Source organism: Ruegeria sp. HKCCD3925 (assembly GCF_057221175.1).
The window spans coordinates 274,772-293,443 of record NZ_JBWVBI010000006.1; the positions used below are offsets into that span (position 1 = coordinate 274,772).

Genomic DNA, 18,672 nt, shown 5'->3' on the forward strand with positions numbered 1-18,672 from the left:
TGACTGACAGTCAAAAAAGCGGCGTCTAACTCGAAATCTAGAAACTGATTTGAGTGCTGCGTTAGTTTTCATTGGAAATTGCAAATTCTACTTTGGGTGCCTTCTGATGTCGAACGTTCACCTAGTTTCTGGTCCGACTATGTCGGAGGGGTCAGGTTCGTGTTACGTTCAACAGGAATGTCGGGCAACGCATGGATTTACCACTGAGCGAAGGCTAATCCTTTGACTTTGAGTCATTCAGTTTTTCATAGCCGCACAGGTTTTGCCATTTGCGACTCATAGGTATCCCTCCCATCTATCGCTCCCGCCGCTACAGTCCTATTCTGGCTGAAAGTAAATTAGTCTTGAAACGATCGGCTGGCTGCGCGGCATGCAAAGCAATCAATTTATGTAAGACCGAGAAAACATGGCGCTTGAAGAACCTTTCACAGACCTGAAAATAAGAACTCAGCGGACCGGCTTTTACAAAGGGTATTGCCTGCCGATTGCGCTGGTAAGCAAACTCTCGGTTTCTCTACTCGTTCTCTGGGCGCTGGTTTGGCCACTATCAGCCAACGATACTCTGCGAACTTGGAAGTCAGGAATGCTGTCCGAGTTCAATACATTCTACAACCTTTCCGTTGGATTGTTTGTACTTTTCCTTTTCCTTATCGCGCTCATTCCTTCAACCGGCCGCATGAGGCTGGGTTTAGAAGATGAGAAACCGGAATTTTCTAACTTCTCTTGGTTTTCGATGATGTTTGGGGCGGGTCTGGGCGTGGGCCTAATGGTCTATGCAACCGCTGAACCACTTGGCCTTTGGGAAACCAATCCACTGACTATTTCCGGGGAAGTCACGCCCAAAAGCGAAGACGCGATTGAAGGAGCCTACCGCTATACTTTTTTGCACACCGGATTTCACGCCTGGGCAATATACGTCGTCACCGGCCTTAGCCTTGCCTACTACGCATTTACCAGAGACATGCCGCTGACAATCCGCACCGCACTGACCCCGTTGCTTGGAGAATATTCAAACGGTGTTGCAGGCCATGTGATCGATATACTCGGCGTCGTTGCGACAATACTCGGCGTAGCGGTAACGATCGGTTATGGCGTTTCTCAATTGGTGGATGGTGCGTTTCTAATTACCGGAGCGAATTGGCTTGTGGAGAAAGAAGTAACCAATATGATCCCGTCAACCGCCGGCCTAATAACGGCGTTGATCGTTGTTATGATTATGTCGACACTCTCTGCCGTCTCTGGCGTCGGGCGTGGTGTCAAATACTTGTCAAATATTAATCTTCTCTTTTCACTGGTATTGCTGGTGGTATTCATTGTTTATGGCTCATTCGCGTTTGCGGCGACAACCTATGCTACAGCGCTGGTTGACTATATCAAAAATTTTGTCCCTCTGAGCTTCCAAGCTTTTCGACCGATTTCCGAAGTCGAGTTTGCCTCAGTATTGCCTGCAGAAGCGGCACCCTTTGTCGGCGAACTCTTTGCGGGTGCAACTGATCCATGGGGAACAAAAGCAACCTTTCTTGAGGGTTTGAGCAACGAAACAGCCGGTCTTTCTGATGCAACCAAGACTGCAGTTTATAACGCGGGTACAAGCGGAAGGTTGTTTGGATGGCAGGCCGGATGGACTACATTTTATTGGGCATGGTGGATCGCGTTTTCGCCCTTTGTCGGACTTTTCTTAGCGCGTATCTCAAGAGGGCGAACCGTACGCGAGTTCATACTTGGCGCGGTCATTGCCCCGTCCCTCGTATGTTTTGCATGGATGGCCATTCTGGGCGGCGCGGCCATCGATTTGGAACTGAATGGAGATGCCAATGGATCAATCATTGCGGCATCAACGACGGCAACACTATTCGTCACCTTGGGGGAAATGATATCGGGTGACCTGCTCGCGGTAGTGAGTGTCATGTGTGTTCTGTTAACCATGACCTTCCTTGTCACATCCGCCGACTCTGGCATCCTTGTGATGAACACGATCATGTCCGGCGGATCCGAAGACACCGGCATGCTTCATCGTATCCTCTGGGGCGTTCTTCTAACCCTTGTAATTGGAACTCTGCTGGTCGCGGGCGGCGGTGGATTAGAGGCATTGACCAATTCGATGATCATCGGGGCACTGCCGTTCAGTGCTGTTTTACTGCTCATGTGCGTCTCTTTGGCCAAAGCAATGATCAACGACTTGCGTCGATTTCACCATGAGACACAGACGGATTCGTGATTGACCGAGGTTAGTTCCTAGTCACTTAAGTCACCTGCACTCGCGGATCGACTAGCGCTAAAGTGTTTTGGAAATATCGACTGCAGCACAAACAGGCAGATCTTCAAGGCCTCCGAGGGTTTGAAGATATCCGAGTGCAAATGGTAGTCGGTCCAAAGCCCTTCCAACAAAGCAACCAACGCGTCTGTTGCAAGTTTGACGTCTATGTCCTCGTACTCGCCTTCGTCCTTTATTTGTTCCAACAGCTCCAGGATCACCGCGCGGAAACCTTTGTCTCGCGAGTCGATGAAAGGAAAAACGTTTGGGTTTGAGAGCGCTTCAGCCCGAAAGGAAAACCAGATCGAAACGTCCCGCGCATTAAGGACTAAGGGGTCGAAATCTGCCTTAATGATAGAGATTAGCTTGTCTGCCGGGTCTAACTCTGGATTTATTGCAATGGCCTTCCACTGCCCCGCGTAGCGGACTGACAGTTCCTCAGCCACCGCAAGCAGCAGCTTTTCCTTGGAGCCAAAGTGTAGGTTTATCATCCCTTGCGACAATCCCGACAACTCTTGGATTCTTGCCGCGGTTGTGCCGCGAATTCCGTATTTATAGATGGCGTCTGCAGCCGATTGGATCAACTGACTTCGGTTCTGCAACCTGCTGAGTTCCCGTGCGTTTGCTGGAGTATCGGGCTCGAGAGTAATTTTACTTGTCCTTTTCTGGGGTGCGCTTTCTTGATCTTTTCGCATTTAACAGAGCGGAGGTTCAAGGATTGACATTGAATGAATGCTCGTTCATTTTGTGATATTTATTACATCACGGTGGCCTATGACCCTATCGAACTCCGACTTTCAATCCATACGCAATTGGGACAACGAGAACTTTCTGCACCCGTGGGAGGGCATGGCACATCTGGGCCAAAACGAACGGACCTTTGCCGAAAGCGGTCTTGGCGTTCACGTCGTGACAGAGGACGGAAAGCGCCTGATAGACGGCCCTGCTGGTATGTGGTGCATTCAATTGGGCTATGGAAACACCGAGATTGCCGACGCGATGGCGCAGCAGGCGAAAGAGATGGCGTATTTTTCGCCGTTCAATAATGCCAACTCGGCTCCGGCCCGGTTGGCACATGAAATTGCCCAGAGAACCCCGGGTGACCTGAACCACGTGTTCTTTACAACAGGAGGTTCAACGGCCGTGGATAGCGCTCTGCGGTTTGTGCAATTTCGCAATAACCTGCTGGGAAAACCTGAAAAGAAAATCGTGATATCGCGGCAGAAAGCTTATCACGGATCGACGTATCTGGCGGCCTCGGTGTCCGGAAAAGAGCGTGACAAAGGTTGGCTGGACCAGGCAAGTCAGCTGACGCGCTTCCTGCCGAATGTTAATCCGTATACTCGTCGCTCCGATCAGACGGTTGACGACTTTCTGGACGAAAAAATAGCGGATCTGGAAAACATGATCTTACAGACCGGCGCAGACAAGGTCGCTGCTTTCATCGCTGAACCGATCTTGTGCTCTGGTGGCGTCATTGTGCCTCCACAAGGATATCATCAGCGCTGTCTGGAAATCTGCCAGAAATACGATGTCCTGTATATTTCAGACGAGGTCGTGACCGGATTTGGGAGGCTTGGACACTGGTTTGCTTCTGAAGACGTCTTTGGAATTCAACCCGACATCATCACTTGCGCCAAAGGCATGACGTCCGGGTACGTACCTATGGGGGCGTGCATCATCTCTGATCGGCTGATTGCAGATGTGAGCGGAGACTACGGGCGGAACGCTACTTTTTCAAACGGCTTCACCTATTCGGGCCATCCAGTGAGCGCGGCAGCGGGATTGAAAACTATTGAAATCATGGAGCGCGACGGCATTCTGGAACATGTCCGCACAATCACTCCGCTTTTTGAAGAGCGCCTACAGGCTCTGGCCGACTTGCCACTGGTCGGCGATGCCCGCGGTATGGGGCTGGTTGGATGCGTTGAATGCGTTGCGGACGCCGAAGCTAACAATTTATTGGATCTAGATAAATCGGTTGGCGCTATGATTGATCACCATTGCCAGGAAAACGGGCTGATCCTGCGGCCCATCATCAACATGTGTGTGTTCTCCCCTCCGCTGATCATCACGGAGGGCGAGTTGAACGAGATGTTTGACATCCTTGAAAAAGGAATCCGGCTGGCAACCGACGACCTGACGCGCCAAGGCGTATTCAGAACATAGGAGCAACCGCGAAGCCTGCCCTACCTGCAGCAGCGCTTACCCAGCGCGCATTGCATCACGGGGCAATTTGATCGGGAACTTGGACCGAACCTCTTCGTCCGCCTTGCTACCAAAGTAATTCGGGTAGTGATTGGACAGAATGTCATCCACTACGGATCGGCTACGCTCGAACATGTCCTGACGACCCGCTTTCTCCCAAGTATCAGTCAGCTCGCGGTCCATCAGTGTCGGGTAGACATACTCGGTTTCCATGTACTGCAATGTCTGAGTATTACCGAGGAAATGTCCGGGATCGATCGCGCATTCATGGATGACGTCGACTGAAAGCGTTTCATCACTCACCTCAATCCCGCGAAGCGTCCGTGAGATCATGCCCGCAGCTTCGTTGTCGATGACCATCGACTCAAAGCTACAGCCCATCAGGCTGCCGAGCATTCCGCCAAACTCGCAGAGCCGGTTGGCACCGGCATGAGCCGCCAAAGCGAATGTCAGAGCTTTTTCTAGACCATATTGCGCATCGGGGATTTTGGAATCCGTCATACCACATCCGACGCTGGTCGGCAGGTTGTAGAAATTGCCCATTTGGATAGCTGCCGCGGATATCAACGCCTGCTCACCACTGCCGCCTGTAAACGATCCAGTGCGCAGATCGGTAATAAACGGCCAAGCTGCAAAGACAACGGGGGTGCCCGGGTTAATCAGGTTGGCAATGGCGACGCAAGATAGAGTCTCGGCGACGGCTTGCGCCAAAGTCCCGGCCAGAGGCGCAGGCGAGGTCGCCCCAGCTTGCGGTGGAACAGCCAAATCGCAGACAAGCCCCATCTTCGCTGTATCAATCAGGATCTCCAAATTTTCCCGCCCGAACCGGAGCGGGGACACTATGGGACAACCGCCAAAAATGACCGAGGGTTTCTCGAAGAATTTGCCCTCCCCGCCTGATGCCAGATCGAACAGATGAATCGCGTCCTGAATGTGCTCTCGAGTACGGAACGTCAGGCAAGATGGTTTTTCGCTACCCGCCAGAATGGCGTAGAGCATGCTCATGTCATGCTCGTAGTCCTGCGGCACATCCGTTGCCAGAACCGTATCACCGGTCATGTGGATGTTGTCGAGCCGGTCAACCAATCGGGTAAAGTCGTAAATGTCCTTGAGTGTTGATGGCCGGAAACTGCGAGTCTCCGCGTCGAAAGTTGTCACAGCAGTACCGGAGTTTGCGTAATACACCTTGTCCTTGGTGCAGTGCATGTCGTCCTTGCCGGCTCGCGAGCCGCGTGCGTGGACATAGAACTCGCTGGCAGCCTTCGCCAAAAGGTCTTCCATCAACGCGCGAGGGAAGCACAGCCTACCATGCTCGTTCACCGTCGCCCCTTTGGGCAGCACGAGATCAAGAACTTCCTGCGTTGGATCACCGACACCCGTACGCTCCAGAATGCCAAGAGCGGCTTCATGAATGCGCGACATGTCAGCGTCTGAAAGGGGCTTGTACCGCCCACCCGAAATGCCCGGCCAGATTGCTTGCGAGGCGACGTTGCTGGTTCGCACAGCTGCACGTGCTTCACGCCCACCCCCGCGCCGTCTTGATCTGCGCTTCGTCAACTCTGTCATAGTATTTCTCCGAATTCTGAGCGTGTCAGATCATGCTGAAGTAATTGCGATAAAACCCGGGGATGCTCCACTCCATCTCGGACAACGGCCCTGGGACGAAATGGTGCGAGTTCACGCCTTCCTGATTGTGTCGTATGATCCGCTCGTCATCGAGCGACGTGACATGCCAAAGCCACGTCAGAGTATCCTTGTCATAGTCGCGCCCCTCTTCAGCGCCTCCGCGTACGTACCAAACGATCTGAATATCCGTTTCCTGCAGCGCGCGAGGGACGAAGCGATACCCGACCATGTGATCTGCATAGACGAGGAAGTAGTTCAGTGTGCCGATCCCCAGATCAGTTGCTCCGCCATCGTGGGATTTCAGTTCGCCCAAAGGCGGCGCCAGAGGCGCTCCATCCTTGCTGCCGGTCACATAGCCGGGGAACAAAGGGTAGCGCCGCCAATAAACATCTGCGCCCGGCGCGTCCGCATTTTCTCCTGTCAGATCAAGTTCCTCGGTGGGCACTCCGGCTTCTTTCATCCGTTCATTCAATGCCCCGCTAAACTCCAGAACCTGGGCTGGATCTTTCAGGGAATGGCTACGCGAATAGTCCTGATGGGACGGCGCGCAGTGATAGCATTCCAAGTAGTTCTCAAGGGCCAGTTTCCAGTTCGCCGGAACCGGGTATGATGCCTCGTGCGCGACTTTCAGGTTTTCAAAATCGAACGGCTTTGAAAGCGGGGCCAGCCTTTCCAGGGCAGCATCCAGCGGCGGAGCATCTTCTGCCGCGCAGACAAAGATCAGACCCTGAAAAGTCTTCACCTGAACAGGGAACAACCCGTACTGGCTAGGGTCAAAGTCCTGTCCCATCGATCGCCCGTTTCGTAGCTTGCCGTTCAGGTCAAAAGTCCATGCATGATAAGGGCATATGAAGTTGCGCACCTTGCCTTGCTGTTCAATGCAAACCCGCGATCCTCGGTGGCGACATACGTTCAAATGCGCTCGCACCTCGCCCTCACGATCCCGAACGACAATGATGGACTCGGGCCCATAGTCGAACAGGAAATAGTCGCCCGGTTCAGCGACCTGACTAACGTGGCCGACCCAGATCCAGTTACGGTTCCAGAACGCGTCCATATCGTTCTCGTATACTGCTTGAGACGTATAGAAGTGCCGAGGCAAGGCGAACCCCTCCCGTTGCGCGTCCATCAAGTCGCGCATTACTTGCAAGTCATCTTTTGGCATTACGCACCTCATGCAGATTCAAGGGAAACGATTTCCCGGCGGAAGAATTCATGGTCGATGTCGTCCGCGTTACGTTCGAAATTTCGAGCAGCCATGTGACCCGAATATACAGCGTCCGCGATCAAGCCCGGGTTTGCGGCATCTCCGATTAATTCCAACGTACGCAGCGGACTTTCATTCAACCCGCAAAGCTCGTCGTAAAGGGCGGTTTCTCGCATTCGTTGCGTCACCAGAATGACGGAGCCGCATTCAATGAAATTCTCTCGCCCCGTGTAGACGCACTGCAATGTCGCCTGACCTGGCGCGACATCGACCAAGGTCTGGGACAGATTTAGGTGAACGCCTTTTTCCAACAGACTGCGTTGCACTTTAGTCTGCTCCAACGTCAATTCGGTAAACGGCGAGACTATTGAGGCCGGCGTCACAAAGAAAACCTCTCGCCCGGCCTGAGCCAAATGATCCGCCAAGACCCCACCGAGATAGGCTTGATCATCATCGTAGACCACAATCGGGCCGTCCTGCGGGATGACCCCGGCCATAACGTCATCCGGAGTGAAAACCTGAGAACCTGAATCGATTGACACACCGTGGAATGCAGATTTTCCGCGCCCGTCTCGTCGCCATTTTGCGCCCGTTGCAACAAAGATGTTCGGAATACCCAGTTCGACGACCTCACTGGCTGACAGACGGCTGTCGGTGAACAAATGAACGTTCCCGCGTTGTTGCAGGTCGTAAATTCTTTGATCTGTCACGCGCTTCCAGGCGGATAGCCCGATCAGGCTAGCTTCCTGCAGCACACGGCCGCCAAGCTCTTGCTTTGCTTCCGCCAGAGTTACCTCGTAGCCCCGACGCGCCAATTGCATGGCGCATTCAAGCCCGGCTGGTCCACTGCCGACAACGAGCGCAGCTTCCTCTTCTACCCGACGCTCAATGATCTCAGGATGCCATTTCCTCCGCCATTCTTCGCCCATAGTCGGGTTTTGTGTGCAGCGTATGGGGACGCCGAGAGAATCGGATGAAACACAGATATTACAACCGATGCATTCGCGGATTTTTTCGATGCGACCTTCTTTGATCTTGTTGGGCAGAAACGGATCAGCGATGGATGGTCGCGCCGCGCCGATAAAATCAAGGATACCCTTCCTGACCAGTGACGCCATCAAGTCCGGAGACGTTAGACGCCCGACGCCCACAACAGGCTTAGAAGTCACTTGTTTCACGAACTCGATATACGAGGTCTGAAAGCCGTCGCGGGGCTCGAACCGGGTCGTCGCAGAATCGTTGCTCCAATCTGCCACGTTAACATCCCAAAGGTCTGGAAGCTCGGCCAGAAATTCGACTACAGCACGGCCTTCTTCCTGCGCTTGCATGCCGTCTGACCCAAGCATTTCATCAACCGCAAACCGCAGGGCAATGGCGCAATTGTCTCCAACCTCCTCCTTGGTTTCTTCCAGAAGCTCGCGGGTCAGTCGCACCCGGTTCTCCAACGAACCTCCATATTCATCCGTCCGATCATTGAAATGTGGCAGCAGAAAATGATGAGGCAATGTCATGTGATGCCCGGCATAGACATACACAATGTCGAACCCGGCTTCGCGCGAGCGACGAGCCGCAGCGCGATGCCACTTGCGGAACTCACGAATATCCGACTTGTCCATGGCTCTGGCCTGTTTCGGGTATGGGGTCTGCAGGACAAGTTCTGATGGGGCCAGCAAGGGCGCACGGGTCAGGTGGTTTTGGGCATGGTGACCGTTATGCGCCAATTGGATTGCCGCAAGCGAACCCTTTTCATGAATTGAGTCGGTTATTAGACGCAGTGCTGGAATATCCTGATCGTCCCAAATTCGGTTTTCAGAATAAGGAGACAAATCCGAAGTCGGATGAATCTCGGCCTCCTGAGTGGATACAACCGCCCAACCGCCCTCGGCTTTCATCGCCCGCATGGCAGCTTCGGCCTGAGGTCGCAAATGACCCAAACCATTGCAGTGGGGCACTTGGTAGAACCGGTTACGAGCCGTTACTGGCCCGATTTGAACCGGCTCGAAGAGAACAGAATATCCGTCAGCGCCTGACATTACCGCGCTTCCTCCAAGAAAATCGGAATTAGTTTCGTGGGAATGGAAGGTTTCCTACGTCCCCACCCTTCCCGGCTGTGTTGTAAGAGTGCCTTTAGAAGCCAGCTTTGATGCGCTCGAATTCCTTCAACATCTTGGCCTCCAACTCGGGGTTAACAGCGTCAAAGAAAAGGCTGCCTTCAAAGAAGCTGTCCACATCCGAGAACCCGTAGGTTTCGATCAGTTCCGGGTCAGCTTGGGCAAACGCGTCCTCGTTGGCGTGTGCGTATCCCCAGCTTTCGATGATGTATTTACCGCTTGCGGCAGAGCTGAGCGCGTTCAGCATGTCATAGACTTGCTCATCCGACTGTTTTGCAGATTTCAGATGCACATAACCGCAGACCCAAGTTGCGATACCTTTGTCCACATCACGCATCATGACCGCTGGCGTTTCGTTCCAGATCAGGTTCAGTTCCGATTGGTTCCATCCCCAACCCAGCGTGACCTCACCGCTGGCAATTGCCTGATCCAGTTGGCCGGCGTCAGACCAATAAAAGCGTACGTTCGGATGAATCGCGCGCAGGTAGTCCGCCGCTTTTTGGAATTCCTCGTCACTCATATCGGTATAGCTGGAGGCGCCAGTTGCCAATGCCGCCATTGCAAAGGCACTGGAAGCGGCGTCCGGAATGGCGACTTTGCCCTGATATGCAGGATCGGCAAGCAATTGCAGCGAAACATCATCTGCCGAAATCATATCGGTGCGATAGATAAGACCAGTATTGCCCCATTCGAACGGAACCATGTAGGTCTGCCCATCGATGGTGATGCCATCGACTTCTTTGATCTTGGGCATCAGCTTGTCCCAGTTCTCCAGCTTGCTGGTGTCAATCGGCTTGATCATGTCTGCCGCTACCCACTTTCTCAGGGCATCCGTGCAGGGATGGGCCAAATCGGCTTCAAACCCGGACTGAAGCTTGGTAAACGCCTCTTCCACGCTGCCGAAATAAGTATAGCTGGGCGCGCCGCCGTACTTTTCGACATAGTCGCCGTAGAAGCCCTGATCCTCGTATCCGGACCAGTCAAAAACGGTCAGATCAGCGGCATTTGCTAGCGCTTGGCTAGCGGTAAAGATGCCAACTACTGCTGCCGTAAGTGATGCTGTTTTACTCATTTGTCTCCTCCCAAAGACTAGCGTTTGCCCAAGTCGATCACTGAGGCGCTTTGAACGCCAAGCCAGACGGTGTCGCCGCGGTTGTGATCGACTGTGTGAAAATAGTTTGGCACTGCGACGGCGATGCTTTCTTTCAGACGATCTACGCGCACATAGTAGTGGACGCTCTCACCATAGAAGGCGACGTCCGATACCTCGCCTTGAACAAGAGCATCGTACCCATCCGGTTTTTCCGCACTGATTTCCAATTGCTCAGGCCGAACGCCGACAAGAAGTTCTTTGTCATGCACCTGAACATTTGGGTTCACTCCGATCGTCATCTCCCCAAAGCCCTGAACGTTGACTTCCAGCGCTTCAGGGTTCTCTGCCGTTACCTCGGCATCGAGAAAGTTCATTCCGCCGATGAAAGAGGCCACTTCCCGGTTACAAGGTTGGGAATACAGAACCTCAGGCTTATCCACTTGCTTGAGCTGTCCAGCGAACATGACGCCGATCCGATCGGACATGGTCATCGCCTCGTATTGATCATGCGTGACCATCACGAAGGTAATTCCAAGCTTCTGCTGCAGACGGCGCATTTCCAACTGCATCGCTTCGCGCAGATTTTTGTCCAGCGCTGATAAAGGCTCATCCAGCAGCAACACCTTCGGTCGCATGACAAGCGCACGAGCGAGCGCCACACGTTGCCGCTGACCACCGGATAACTCATTGGCCTTGCGGTCCTGCAATCCGCCAAGCTCAACCATGTCAAGCGCCTCGGCCACGTGTTCTTTGATTTCCTTCCGCGAGAGCTTTGTCTTGCGTAATCCAAACCCAACATTGTCGCCGACATTCAGGTGCGGAAAGATCGCGTAGCTTTGGAACACCATATTGGTGGGGCGCTTGTTGGCAGGCACCTCTCCCATCGTTCGACCATCGATTCGGATCTCGCCTTCTTCGTGATCTTGAAAACCTGCAATAATGCGCAACGCTGTTGTCTTACCGCAGCCCGAAGGCCCAAGCAGCGAAAAGAACTCACCCTCTTTCAAGGTCAGGTTCAGATCAGACACAGCCACAAAGGAACCAAAGCGTTTTTCGACGCCCTGAATTTCGATGATGTTCTGTTCGCTCATCTTACTCTTTTCCTTTGGCTTCAATCAGAGGATTGGATGGAACGGCGGCGGAAGTATTCGGCAATCAACAGCAGCAGGACTGAAGACAGTAAAAGCAGCGACCCCAGCGCCAACGTGTTGGGCAATTTTGCCGGAAAGCGGATCTGGCTCCAGATATAGACCGGCAATGTCGGGCTGTTCCCGGATAGGAAAAAGGCCAGGACAAATTCATCAAACGACACGGTGAACGTCACCAGCAGGCTGGCGATGATGCCGGGCGCGACGATTGGCAAGGTAACACGCCGAAACGTACCCACGACGCTTTCACCAAGGTCGAACGCGGCCTCCTCCAAAGACTGGTCGAAATCGTCAAATGCAGATTTCATGATCGACACGGAGAAGGGCAGTGCCACGAACACATGCCCAAGGATCACCGTTGTCAGCGATGGCTTCAAACCGATACTGATGAACAGAACCAGCATCGAGCTGGCGACAATGATACCGGGCACGACCAACGGGAGCATGACCAGACCTTCGGAGAACTCCCGTCCTTTGAAACGGTACCGGACATAGGCGCGCGCGGCGAACAGGCCCAGAGACGTCGCCATCAAGGCAGTCACACTGCCGACGATCAGCGAATTGACCATCGCCTGCAGCAACGTGTCTTGCTGACCCAACTGCGCGTACCACTTCAACGTGAACCCCTTTAGCGGGAAAGCCACGATGGTTCCGTCATTAAATGAAAACAGCGGCAAGAGCAGAACTGGCAGGTACAGAAACACCAGATAGGCGATCGCATAAACAAGCAACCATGGGATACGAATAGCCTTGGTCATCTGATCCTCCGCCCCAGTGCGGTGACGACCACCACAAACAGGATTGCGACGCAACCGACCGAAAGCATGGCAAGCAGGGACAGGGTTGCACCCAATGGCCAATTATTGGCCGCGCCAAACTGAACCTGGATCAAATTGGCCACCATTTTTCCCTGCGAACCGCCGACCAGGGCTGGCGTGACATAGTCGCCAACCGTGGGGATGAATATGATCAAGCAAGCGGCGATGATCCCTGGCACCGTCAGGGGCAAAGTTACGCGCACAAACCGCTCCAACTTGCTGCACCCTAAATCGGTTGCGGCCTCCAAGAGGCTGCGGTCGATCTTTTGCAGCGACACATAAATCGGCAGGATCGCAAACGGCGCCCAGGCATGTGCAAGTGTAAGGACAACGGCGAATTCATTGTAGAGCAGGAATGTAAGCGGCTCCTCTATCAGCCCCAGCGAAATCAATGCTGAGTTCATCACCCCATTGAAGCCAAGGATCAATTTCCAACTGAACACCCGCAGCAGGTAGCTGCTCCAAAACGGGATGGTAATCAGCAATAGCCAGAGGGTTTTTTTCTGCGTCCGAAATGCGATGAAGTAGGCAATCGGATAGGCCAGACCGACCGTCGCCAATGTCACTGCCCCCGCAATCGCGACCGACCGGACCATCAGATGTCGAACCAGCGGGTCGGTAAACGCCTCTTGGTAATTCGCCCAGGTCAGTGTGCGGTCAATCTCGACATAGGTCTGGGTCCAAAAGCTGTAGGCGACAAGAATACAAAGCGGAACAGCCACGAGCAGGCCGACATAGAGCGTCGCAGGCGCGCTCAGTGCCAGGCCCTTGCCCGTTTCACCTCGTAGTACTCCGGCCATGCTTCCCTGCTGAGCTTCGTTTTCGGTGGCACGACAATGTCGATCACAAAATGGACAATCGTCCATTTAAATCTGGAATTTTTGGACTAGTTGTGTCAACTGATAATTTCGCAACCGGGGATGGCCAATTTCACACTGGCCGCTAGAAGGCACCGCAAGAGACTGAAAACAAACAGAGCCGCCTGATCCAATGACTCGAAGACGACAAGAAATACGCGAGCGAAATCGCCTTTCTCTGATCGAGGCAGTACTCGACTCGGTCGCAGAAAAAGGGATTTCCGAGACCTCGGTCAGCGAAATCATTCAACGCGCCGAGCTGTCCCGCGGAATGATTCACCTTCATTTTGGCGGCAAGGACAATTTGGTTGACGAAGCCGCCCGCTACTCATCCGAACAATACTACAATGGAATTTATGACTTGTTGGAAACGACCGGGCAAACCGGACAGGAACATATTGAGATGATTGTTCGGGGCGACTTGAGTGAAACCATTCTCAATAAGAAAAACGTTTCCATTTGGTACGCGTTTCGAGGCGAGGCCCGAAACAGAGCAGCAATCGCAGCGTTTTCAGATACCCGCGATGCTAAGCTTCGTAATCTGGTTTTCAACGCTTTCGCTCGAATTGCGAAAGAAGCTGGAACCGAACACCCTAATCAAGTTGCTAGGGATGCTACGCACGGCACACTCGCAATGCTGGAAGGCATGTGGACAGATTACCTACTCCACCCGGATTCATTCGATCGCGACGAAGCAATGAGAATTGTTTTTCGATTTCTGCACGCAATGTTCCCGAAACACTTTGACCTACAAGGGGCCCTTTTGTTTGAGTAAAACTTGCGACAAGCTTTCTTTCTGGCCACTTTAGAAGTGGATAGTATCAGTCTTTCAACCAGAGAGATGGATACATGGAAGTGGCACATAATGTTCATTCGAACAGGCTGCAACATTCAGCAAAAAAGCCGCGTACGATCTTCCGGCCATGGCCTTGACGTTGACCTAACTGCCATCACCAACAGCGGTCTCAGGAACACGGTCGTCTCGAACCAACTAACGTGGCGGTTAGCCAAATTGAGTTTCTGAGAAGGTTCATGGCACAAAACGACGAAATTCTTGCTGCGTCTGAAGAAATTTGTTCGGCGCTGAATAGCGTGTTCAACAAGAATCCGAGACCAATGAGCAGCGTATGGTTACTTAGCCATGGCGTTACAGCGATGCGCCCCAATGGTAGGAGCGAAGTGGGCTTGGATGCTATTTGGATTGCATAGAAGAATGCCGCAGAATTTTTTGAATGTGGGATGGTTGAAATGAAGGAACGCATCATCTTCACATTTGGTGACTTTGTTTATGAAGTTGGATTAGAAAAAGGGACTTTCCTCCCTTGAAGCAAACGGGTCGAAGTCGCACACAGAGCCACAAACGTATTTCGCCGTATTGGGGGCAGTTGGACGATTGCCCATCACCACACAGACAAATCAGATGGCGCCATCAAAGTTTTTGAGAGCTTGTAAACTTGACTCTAATAGACTTTCGGTGATTGGAAGAGCCAAGACAACTCACCGCCTTTTGTCAAATGACTGGTCAGGTTGTCCGACCAAACAGTTCAGCACCCATGGATAGCTTGTAGTGACATAGTATCCATACTCACCATCCACAGTCATGCCATTGCACTCATCCAGGTCGCCAGCCCCGGTGAACTCGTAGTCGTCGATGTATGTCCCGTCCGGAGTGCCACCCGGCCCTTTAGGCGGAGCAGGTCTCGGCGTGGTTTTAAGTTCATAGCCAGAGATCGCCGGTCTAATTTTGCCATCGCTGTCTTTGAATATCGTCCCGTAGATCGGAAAGCCGTCAGCTGCGAAGCCAATAACTGGTGACGGCTTATCAAGGTCGTGATCCAAAAACAGAGCATTTGGATTGGAATGGTAATGATACCTTCCGTCGGGCTGGGCGTGGGCATTGTGAAGATCCACACCAAAATACTGATCGTAGGACGGGGGATCGAGCAACCAAGGATCCGTGTCTCGACACCCCGCCAAAACGTTGCCATTCTTGTCTGCTCGCGGCCCGCTTGGGCGATAACACCCGGCCGAGAGCAAATCGACCGGCACGCCATTCAACAAAATGGCATCATAACTCCGTTGCGACAGTGCGGTTTGGTAGGGGGCTTTTTCTGGATTTCTGGGAACCCGAAAAGTGCCTGACAATTCCCTTACATCGTTGGCGAAGTTGGCTGTAGGCCCGTTGAAATCATGATTAGGAATGCCATTGGTCTTAAGAGTACACTGCTGACTATCTGCCGAGATTTCGAGTTCGGAGTTAAAATGTTGCTGGCGGGTGACGTCTTCCACTGAAGCGGAATACACGCCAGCATAGTCTGCACAATCTGCTGATCGGTTACTGAGCAAGAGATTGGTAATGTCCCGAGATGCGTTTTGCGCATGAGCCTGAACCGCCGTAAATCCTGTCAGAAGCGCACTGATTGTCAGAACTTTCAATCGCATGGCTCAAACTCCTTGGGCTTTCGTAAACTCCAAAAAAATGTTGGTCGAAGAGAGTAGTCATTGGTCATCCTACCTTCAGAAAGCGACGCGGTCTCCGCCTTTCAAGTCCAGAATTTCCCTTGCTTCATCTGGGGTCGCGACCTGACTGCCCAGATCTTCTATAATACGTCGGATTTTAACGACTTGCTGAGCGTTGCATTCGGCCAGTTTTCCACGAGAGATAAATAGGCTGTCTTCAAGACCGACCCGAAGGTTACCACCCATCTGGCTTGCCGTCGTGGCAAGAGACATCTGTGCTCCACCTGCTCCCAAGACCGACCACCGATAGTCGTCACCGAACAGCCGGTCAGCAGTACGTTTCATGAAGATCAGATTGTCGACTTCGGGTCCAATGCCGCCGAGGATGCCAAAGATGAACTGAATGAAGATCGGCGCTTTGAACAGCCCAATGTCCATGCAGAATTTCAGATTGTACAAGTGGCCGACATCATAGCATTCGTGTTCGAATTTTATATCATGCGGCGCAAGCGTTTCCGCCGCCTCGCAAATGTCCCGGAACGTATTGCGAAAGATGTTCTGATCGGAGTTCGCCACATAGTCCTTCTCCCAATCAAATTTCCAATCGTCATCGCCATACCGGTTGGCCAATGGGTGAAACGAGAAGTTCATCGAGCCCATGTTCATTGAGCACATTTCGGGGCTGAAGGTCTTAGCCGGATTGATCCGGTCCTGAATGGACAGCGTCAGCGATCCTCCAGTCGATAGGTTAACAACGGCGTCTGTCGCCTGTTTTATGCGCGGCAGGAATGGCGCAAAGTCACTAGGTTCAACCGATGGCGACCCGTCCTCAGGGTTTCGGGCATGCAGGTGTAGGATCGACGCACCGGCCTCGGCGGCCTCGATCGCCTGCCTCGCAATGTCATCATAAGTGTATGGCAGCGCCTCTGACATGGTGGGCGTGTGGATTGCTCCTGTTACAGCGCATGTGATGATCGTTTTTTTCTGACGAGCCATGGGTTCAGTTTTCCTTGGATTGTCCGATGTGCTTTACGCGATAGCCCAGCGGGAAAAGTTGCAGATCATAGCGGCTACGGATCACGCCCCAGATGCCTTTCGGCGCCTTGAGCATCACGACAATTGCGACCACGCCCAGAACGATCAGGTAGGTTGTTCCGAGGTCGGCCAGCGTTTCGCGCAGCGCAAAGAAAACGAGTGTGCCGATGATTGGTCCTTCGATGGTACCGATGCCGCCTATTACGACGATGAAGATGACGAAGGCGGTCCAGTCATTGACGCTGAACGCGGCATCCGGTGATATGCGCAGCTTTTGCAAGAAGATCAGCGCGCCGATCATTGCCGTGAATGACGACGTGACGACGTACACTATGAACTTCGTTCGCCAGATATCGATGCCGAGGCTACCGGCAGCCAGTTCGTTGTCGCGAATTGCTGTCAACGCCAAACCTTGGCGCGAGCGCAGGAAGAGATACACGGCGGTTACCACCAGCACGGCGGCCCCGAGTGCCAGCCAATAGCTCAGCGCCTCACGCATCGCGCGCCCGGACGCCAGTGATTTCACGATGGCAACGGGCAGCGAAGATCCTGACCCTCCGCCAAGCGTTGAGATTTGCGCGAAGCTCAGCCGGAAGACTTCAGCGATGACCCAGGTGCCTATTGCAAAATATGCCCCCCGAAGCCTGAAGATCAGGACGGCGACCGGGATCGAGATCAACGCTCCCAGGACCCCTGCGGCTGCGATAGCAACCAATGGATGCAAACCGCCCAGCATCGTCAGTGCAAACAACATATAGCCACCGAAGCCGACATAGGCCTGCTGACCGACCGACACGAGACCAGCGTAACCCGCCATGAGGTTCCAAAGGGTGGCGAGGGATAGGTAGAGGAAAAGTTCACCCATCAGGCGCATGTCCGCGCGACCTGCCCACCATGGGGCTGCAATTAAAACAAGCAAGCTGATTGCGGCCAGGATCGCAGCAACGCGGGCTGGTTTCGAAGAACGGGAAACCGAATATTCTTGGAAGTTCATCCGGAAACCCTCGGGAACAGGCCGTTTGGGCGCACGGCGAGAATGACAAGAAAGGCGATATGGCCGGCTAGCAGTTGCCAACCCGGATCGATCTTGGCTCCAATGGTTTGCGCGACACCAAGAATGACGCCACCAATGAGCGTGCCCCAGAGGTTGCCGAGCCCACCGATGATGACCGCTTCAAAACCAAAGATCAGGCGACCGCCACCAATGGACGGATCAAAGCTGGTCCTAATGCCAAGCAGAATACCGGCGATTGCTGTCACTCCGAGGGCCAGCGCCATGGCCAGTCCAAAGATGTGCCGACGATTGAGGCCCATAAGCTGTGCGATGTCTTGGTTGTCGGACACAGCTCGAAATGCACGACCAAGTGCGGTGTGATAGAAAGTCCATTGCAGCCCCCAGATCACCGCGATAGCGATCCCAAACGTCAGAAGCGGAAGGATTCCAAGTGTAAGCCCTCCGACGGCGACGCTTGCCGTTTCCAATGCGCCGGCATCAAGGTCCTGCGGGTCGGCGGTGTAGACCTCAAGCAACCCGTTCTGGATGATTACGCTCAGTCCGAAGGTGACAAGCAGGGGTGGAAGAATATCATCGCCCAGAGTTTGGTTCAGCAGGCCCCGTTGAAGGGCGTACCCGATCAACGCCATGGCGGGTACGACGATCACCAGCGCCGCCATCGGATGCATCCCCGTTGCGATTGTGACGGTCAGGCCAAGGTAAGCGGCCAACACAATCAGATCGCCATGGGCAATATTGACGAGCCGCATTACTCCAAAGATCAACGACAGACCCGCAGCAAACAGCGCGTATAGCCCACCCAGCAAAGTTCCCTGCACGATAGCGTTCAGCCATTCCATA

General features: G+C 53.3%; 16 protein-coding genes and 1 pseudogene. 5 read left to right on the plus strand and 12 right to left on the minus strand.

The window, feature by feature from the left end; all coding sequences use genetic code 11:
• Nucleotides 1-406: 406 nt before the first annotated feature.
• Entirely contained in the window at nucleotides 407-2,218 is a 1,812-nt protein-coding gene (locus AC2TEM_RS16450) for a BCCT family transporter (protein ID WP_480856318.1), read from the plus strand.
• Between the two features lie 17 nt (nucleotides 2,219-2,235).
• Here AC2TEM_RS16450 and AC2TEM_RS16455 read toward each other — a convergent pair whose 3' ends face one another.
• Nucleotides 2,236-2,949: a TetR/AcrR family transcriptional regulator gene (locus AC2TEM_RS16455; RefSeq protein ID WP_480856319.1), complete on the minus strand. Its 714-nt coding sequence runs from the start codon at nucleotides 2,947-2,949 to the stop codon at nucleotides 2,236-2,238.
• Nucleotides 2,950-3,028: 79 nt separating this feature from the next.
• Here AC2TEM_RS16455 and AC2TEM_RS16460 point away from each other — a divergent pair, with 79 nt between their 5' ends.
• On the plus strand, nucleotides 3,029-4,423 hold the full coding sequence (locus tag AC2TEM_RS16460) for an aminotransferase (protein WP_170424747.1): 1,395 nt from the start codon (nucleotides 3,029-3,031) through the stop codon (nucleotides 4,421-4,423).
• Between the two features lie 36 nt (nucleotides 4,424-4,459).
• On the opposite strand, the gene AC2TEM_RS16465 is transcribed toward AC2TEM_RS16460, so the two are convergent.
• The 7 genes from AC2TEM_RS16465 to AC2TEM_RS16495 all read right to left on the minus strand — a co-directional run bounded on the left by AC2TEM_RS16465 (nucleotide 4,460) and on the right by AC2TEM_RS16495 (nucleotide 13,265).
• Nucleotides 4,460-6,028 carry a trimethylamine methyltransferase family protein gene (locus AC2TEM_RS16465; RefSeq protein WP_170424744.1) on the minus strand — a complete coding sequence of 523 codons (1,569 nt, stop codon included), beginning with the start codon at nucleotides 6,026-6,028 and terminating at the stop codon, nucleotides 4,460-4,462.
• Between the two features lie 25 nt (nucleotides 6,029-6,053).
• A complete protein-coding gene (locus AC2TEM_RS16470) occupies nucleotides 6,054-7,253 on the minus strand; it encodes an aromatic ring-hydroxylating dioxygenase subunit alpha (protein ID WP_170424741.1) in 1,200 nt (399 codons plus the stop codon).
• Between the two features lie 8 nt (nucleotides 7,254-7,261).
• Complete coding sequence (locus tag AC2TEM_RS16475; RefSeq protein ID WP_480856320.1) at nucleotides 7,262-9,328, minus strand: oxidoreductase; 2,067 nt, start codon at nucleotides 9,326-9,328, stop codon at nucleotides 7,262-7,264.
• 94 nt (nucleotides 9,329-9,422) lie between these two features.
• Nucleotides 9,423-10,478 (minus strand): extracellular solute-binding protein, encoded by a 1,056-nt coding sequence (locus tag AC2TEM_RS16480; protein WP_170424735.1) that lies wholly within the window; start codon nucleotides 10,476-10,478, stop codon nucleotides 9,423-9,425.
• A 17-nt stretch (nucleotides 10,479-10,495) separates the two neighbouring features.
• Nucleotides 10,496-11,590: an ABC transporter ATP-binding protein gene (locus AC2TEM_RS16485; RefSeq protein WP_170424732.1), complete on the minus strand. Its 1,095-nt coding sequence runs from the start codon at nucleotides 11,588-11,590 to the stop codon at nucleotides 10,496-10,498.
• Nucleotides 11,591-11,610: 20 nt separating this feature from the next.
• On the minus strand, nucleotides 11,611-12,405 hold the full coding sequence (locus AC2TEM_RS16490; RefSeq protein ID WP_170402644.1) for an ABC transporter permease: 795 nt from the start codon (nucleotides 12,403-12,405) through the stop codon (nucleotides 11,611-11,613).
• The gene (locus AC2TEM_RS16495; protein ID WP_170424729.1) at nucleotides 12,402-13,265 is read right to left on the minus strand and encodes an ABC transporter permease; all 864 of its coding nucleotides are present in this window, start codon (nucleotides 13,263-13,265) and stop codon (nucleotides 12,402-12,404) included. The genes AC2TEM_RS16490 and AC2TEM_RS16495 overlap by 4 nt, the downstream gene beginning before the upstream one ends.
• 190 nt (nucleotides 13,266-13,455) lie before the next feature.
• On the opposite strand from AC2TEM_RS16495, the gene AC2TEM_RS16500 reads away from it, so the two are divergent.
• From AC2TEM_RS16500 to AC2TEM_RS16510, 3 genes and pseudogenes are all read left to right on the plus strand, one after another.
• Complete coding sequence (locus AC2TEM_RS16500) at nucleotides 13,456-14,097, plus strand: TetR family transcriptional regulator C-terminal domain-containing protein (protein WP_170424725.1); 642 nt, start codon at nucleotides 13,456-13,458, stop codon at nucleotides 14,095-14,097.
• 257 nt (nucleotides 14,098-14,354) lie between these two features.
• Entirely contained in the window at nucleotides 14,355-14,531 is a 177-nt protein-coding gene (locus AC2TEM_RS16505) for a hypothetical protein (protein ID WP_170402653.1), read from the plus strand.
• 138 nt (nucleotides 14,532-14,669) lie between these two features.
• Nucleotides 14,670-14,774: pseudogene (locus AC2TEM_RS16510) on the plus strand (nuclear transport factor 2 family protein); the annotation flags it as partial.
• Between the two features lie 45 nt (nucleotides 14,775-14,819).
• On the opposite strand, the gene AC2TEM_RS16515 reads toward AC2TEM_RS16510, so the two are convergent.
• The 4 genes from AC2TEM_RS16515 to AC2TEM_RS16530 all read right to left on the minus strand — a co-directional run bounded on the left by AC2TEM_RS16515 (nucleotide 14,820) and on the right by AC2TEM_RS16530 (nucleotide 18,671).
• Nucleotides 14,820-15,764, minus strand: a complete 945-nt coding sequence (locus AC2TEM_RS16515; protein ID WP_170424722.1) for a YHYH protein — start codon at nucleotides 15,762-15,764, stop codon at nucleotides 14,820-14,822.
• A gap of 75 nt (nucleotides 15,765-15,839) precedes the next feature.
• Nucleotides 15,840-16,778, minus strand: a complete 939-nt coding sequence (kce, locus tag AC2TEM_RS16520; protein WP_170424719.1) for a 3,5-dioxohexanoate:acetyl-CoA acetone transferase — start codon at nucleotides 16,776-16,778, stop codon at nucleotides 15,840-15,842.
• Nucleotides 16,779-16,782: 4 nt separating this feature from the next.
• Complete coding sequence (locus tag AC2TEM_RS16525; RefSeq protein ID WP_170424716.1) at nucleotides 16,783-17,811, minus strand: branched-chain amino acid ABC transporter permease; 1,029 nt, start codon at nucleotides 17,809-17,811, stop codon at nucleotides 16,783-16,785.
• Nucleotides 17,808-18,671: a branched-chain amino acid ABC transporter permease gene (locus AC2TEM_RS16530; protein ID WP_170424712.1), complete on the minus strand. Its 864-nt coding sequence runs from the start codon at nucleotides 18,669-18,671 to the stop codon at nucleotides 17,808-17,810. The genes AC2TEM_RS16525 and AC2TEM_RS16530 overlap by 4 nt, the downstream gene beginning before the upstream one ends.
• Nucleotide 18,672 lies beyond the last annotated feature (1 nt).

Excerpts from the sequence above, each read along its gene's own strand:
- AC2TEM_RS16505 (WP_170402653.1), top strand. The coding sequence starts at position 14,355 with ATGGCACAAAACGACGAAATTCTTGCTGCGTCTGAAGAAATTTGTTCG.
- AC2TEM_RS16490 (WP_170402644.1), bottom strand. The coding sequence starts at position 12,405 with ATGACCAAGGCTATTCGTATCCCATGGTTGCTTGTTTATGCGATCGCC.
- AC2TEM_RS16525 (WP_170424716.1), bottom strand. The coding sequence starts at position 17,811 with ATGAACTTCCAAGAATATTCGGTTTCCCGTTCTTCGAAACCAGCCCGC.
- AC2TEM_RS16455 (WP_480856319.1), bottom strand. The coding sequence starts at position 2,949 with ATGCGAAAAGATCAAGAAAGCGCACCCCAGAAAAGGACAAGTAAAATT.
- AC2TEM_RS16465 (WP_170424744.1), bottom strand. The coding sequence starts at position 6,028 with ATGACAGAGTTGACGAAGCGCAGATCAAGACGGCGCGGGGGTGGGCGT.
- AC2TEM_RS16450 (WP_480856318.1), top strand. The coding sequence starts at position 407 with ATGGCGCTTGAAGAACCTTTCACAGACCTGAAAATAAGAACTCAGCGG.
- AC2TEM_RS16500 (WP_170424725.1), top strand. The coding sequence starts at position 13,456 with ATGACTCGAAGACGACAAGAAATACGCGAGCGAAATCGCCTTTCTCTG.
- AC2TEM_RS16475 (WP_480856320.1), bottom strand. The coding sequence starts at position 9,328 with ATGTCAGGCGCTGACGGATATTCTGTTCTCTTCGAGCCGGTTCAAATC.
- AC2TEM_RS16480 (WP_170424735.1), bottom strand. The coding sequence starts at position 10,478 with ATGAGTAAAACAGCATCACTTACGGCAGCAGTAGTTGGCATCTTTACC.
- AC2TEM_RS16530 (WP_170424712.1), bottom strand. The coding sequence starts at position 18,671 with ATGGAATGGCTGAACGCTATCGTGCAGGGAACTTTGCTGGGTGGGCTA.
- kce (WP_170424719.1), bottom strand. The coding sequence starts at position 16,778 with ATGGCTCGTCAGAAAAAAACGATCATCACATGCGCTGTAACAGGAGCA.
- AC2TEM_RS16470 (WP_170424741.1), bottom strand. The coding sequence starts at position 7,253 with ATGCCAAAAGATGACTTGCAAGTAATGCGCGACTTGATGGACGCGCAA.
- AC2TEM_RS16460 (WP_170424747.1), top strand. The coding sequence starts at position 3,029 with ATGACCCTATCGAACTCCGACTTTCAATCCATACGCAATTGGGACAAC.
- AC2TEM_RS16495 (WP_170424729.1), bottom strand. The coding sequence starts at position 13,265 with ATGGCCGGAGTACTACGAGGTGAAACGGGCAAGGGCCTGGCACTGAGC.
- AC2TEM_RS16515 (WP_170424722.1), bottom strand. The coding sequence starts at position 15,764 with ATGCGATTGAAAGTTCTGACAATCAGTGCGCTTCTGACAGGATTTACG.
- AC2TEM_RS16485 (WP_170424732.1), bottom strand. The coding sequence starts at position 11,590 with ATGAGCGAACAGAACATCATCGAAATTCAGGGCGTCGAAAAACGCTTT.